This window comes from Wolbachia endosymbiont of Nomada ferruginata (genome assembly GCF_001675785.1).
GTDB lineage: Bacteria > Pseudomonadota > Alphaproteobacteria > Rickettsiales > Anaplasmataceae > Wolbachia > Wolbachia pipientis.
This window is the reverse complement of record NZ_LYUY01000139.1, coordinates 1-2260: the sequence shown is the minus strand read 5'-3', so window position 1 is coordinate 2260 and position 2260 is coordinate 1. Positions and strand designations below refer to the sequence as shown.

Genomic DNA, 2260 nt, shown 5'->3' with positions numbered 1-2260 from the left:
GCCTGATAACCGTCATCCCGCTACTTGTTAGCGGGATCTAGAGATACCGCGAATGAATCGCGGTATGACGGTTCGCGGCGGCATGACGATAAGGTTTATACCTTGTCATCCCAGTGCTTGACACTGGGATTGATTTATCTTGTCTACCTTATTTTGCCACTCCGCTGAACGGATACCAACAAATGGTGTCATTCCAGTGCTTGACACTGGAATCCAGATACGATTTCATCATATAAATCTTTCCATTCTTGATTTGTTTTTTCAATTAAGTTTATTTTCCATTTTCTCTGCCAGCTTTTTAGAAGCTTTTCTTTACTAATTGCTAAATTTATGTCTTGAAACTCCTCAAAGTAGACTAATTTACTAACATTGTACTTTGACGTGAAACCGGAAATGGCTTTGCTTTTATGCTCCCAAATTCGTTTGATTAAATTTGATGTTATACCTATATACAGGGTTCCATTTCGTTCACTTGCAAGTATATAAACATAATAACTTTTCATATATAGTAACCTGGATCCCAGTGTCTGGGCACTGGGATGGCACCATTTATTGTAAGGACTTACCTCACATTTACTCTATGATTATCTTTTTAGATCACCTTGTCTACCTATTTTGCCACTCTGCTGAACGGATACAAAATATATTTAATGTTTATATGATGTACTTACTTATAAATGTCTTTTCTGTGTCCTATCTCTGTGATAACCACTTCATATTTTATAATATTTACGGAATAGATAACGCGATAATCACCTACCCTTAATCTTTTTTGTCCTTTAAATCTGTAATATAATGACTCACCAAGGTTCAACTGTAAGGCGCTTATTTATCGCATTTATGATCCTTAATCTTATTGTTTTTGGAAGAGCTGGAAGGTCTTTCTCAAGAACGCTTTCTATGAAGATAATATTGTATTCCAGTCTACATCCTCACTTCTAATTTTCTTCACACCTGAAACATTACGTCTAGCAGCACGCTCAATTAGTATTTTATCTTCCTCATTTTCAATTGCTTCTTGTATTAGCTTCTCTGCTAGTTCTTTAATGGACTTATTTCTTATTTTAGCCAGTCCAGCAAGACACTCTGAAATTTCGTTGTTGAAAGTTATGCTAAATTTTGAGTTTGCCATATATTTTACCTAAAATCTACTAATAATTATACAACATTTTTCTGAATTTTTCAATAAAAAAAGTTGCCTATACGTAAAGAGGACCTGTGTTGACAAATAATTAAACATTTGTCATGTACTATGTTTGTTAAGGAGAAATAGCATAGAAGTTAGTATTAAGTATATTAGGAATAAGGAAGGCTGCGCTCAGTGTCACACACTGGAATAACAGGAAAAAACGAACTGCTATACTAAAAAAAAAGAAATTGAACATGACAGAATGGCTAATATCTAATCAGCTTATTGATTATAATTGTGCTGTAAAATCTATGGAAGAGAAAATTCAACAAATTCACAATAATTTAGCAGACGAATTGGTATGGCTACTCCAGCACCCTCCACTTTACACTGCAGGAATCAGTGCAACAGCTGATGATATTGTTGAAAAACTATTTCCCATATATAAAACAGGAAGGGGTGGTAAACACACATATCATGGTCCAGGACAGCGCATTATATATTTAATGTTAAACCTTAAAAAAAGAAACAAATGCGATATAAAGCTATATATTAGAGATCTAAGTAAGTGGATCATAAATGTTTTAAAGCAATTTAATATACTTGGAGAGTTTAGAGAAGATAGAATAGGCATTTGGGTAAACCATAACGGAGTAGAAAAAAAAATTGCAGCTTTTGGTATCCGTTTAAGAAAATGGGTAACTTATCATGGCATAGCGCTTAACGTCTTTCCAGACCTCTCTCACTATAAGGGTATTATTCCTTGTGGGTTGCAAGATTATGGCGTCACGTCAATGGAAGAACTAGGAGTGAAAGTTCCACTCTCTGAATTGGATGATATACTAAAAAAAGAGTTTTATAAGATATTTTAATGATTGTTTATCTTTTATATTTCATTCTCACTTTATGTGCTAACACAAGTATTCATGCAATCGACCAAGTTGATATTATTGCTCCTTCTTCGAAGGGAAAAGAATCAGATCTGACTACTATAAAAGAATATGTAGAAGCTTTGGATTTTAATCCCCATATTTCGGAGAAAATATATAGGAGGTTGTCCACAAACCAAGGAATACGTAGTATATAAAGAAAGAATATTGAGGTAAGAGATGAGGAAAAAATATCCAACAG

At 33.9% G+C, this 2260-nt stretch carries 4 protein-coding genes and 1 pseudogene; 2 read left to right on the top strand and 3 right to left on the bottom strand.

Annotated elements, in window-relative coordinates:
* Positions 1-188: 188 nt before the first annotated feature.
* The 3 genes from BA053_RS06005 to BA053_RS06000 all read right to left on the bottom strand — a co-directional run bounded on the left by BA053_RS06005 (position 189) and on the right by BA053_RS06000 (position 1132).
* Positions 189-503, bottom strand: coding sequence for a GIY-YIG nuclease family protein (locus BA053_RS06005; RefSeq protein WP_064085789.1), 315 nt, complete (start codon positions 501-503; stop codon positions 189-191).
* 164 nt (positions 504-667) lie between these two features.
* Positions 668-814 (bottom strand): type II toxin-antitoxin system RelE family toxin, encoded by a 147-nt coding sequence (locus BA053_RS08190; RefSeq protein WP_245611038.1) that lies wholly within the window; start codon positions 812-814, stop codon positions 668-670.
* Between the two features lie 84 nt (positions 815-898).
* Complete coding sequence (locus BA053_RS06000) at positions 899-1132, bottom strand: DUF6290 family protein (RefSeq protein WP_012673333.1); 234 nt, start codon at positions 1130-1132, stop codon at positions 899-901.
* A gap of 227 nt (positions 1133-1359) precedes the next feature.
* Between BA053_RS06000 and lipB the strand changes: the two genes are divergently transcribed.
* Together lipB and BA053_RS05990 are read left to right on the top strand one after the other, a co-directional pair.
* Positions 1360-2001 carry a lipoyl(octanoyl) transferase LipB gene (gene lipB, locus BA053_RS05995; protein WP_255356259.1) on the top strand — a complete coding sequence of 214 codons (642 nt, stop codon included), beginning with the start codon at positions 1360-1362 and terminating at the stop codon, positions 1999-2001.
* A pseudogene (locus tag BA053_RS05990) lies at positions 2001-2177 on the top strand (LD-carboxypeptidase); the annotation flags it as partial. The gene lipB and the pseudogene BA053_RS05990, both read left to right, overlap by 1 nt.
* Between the last annotated feature and the right edge of the window lie 83 nt (positions 2178-2260).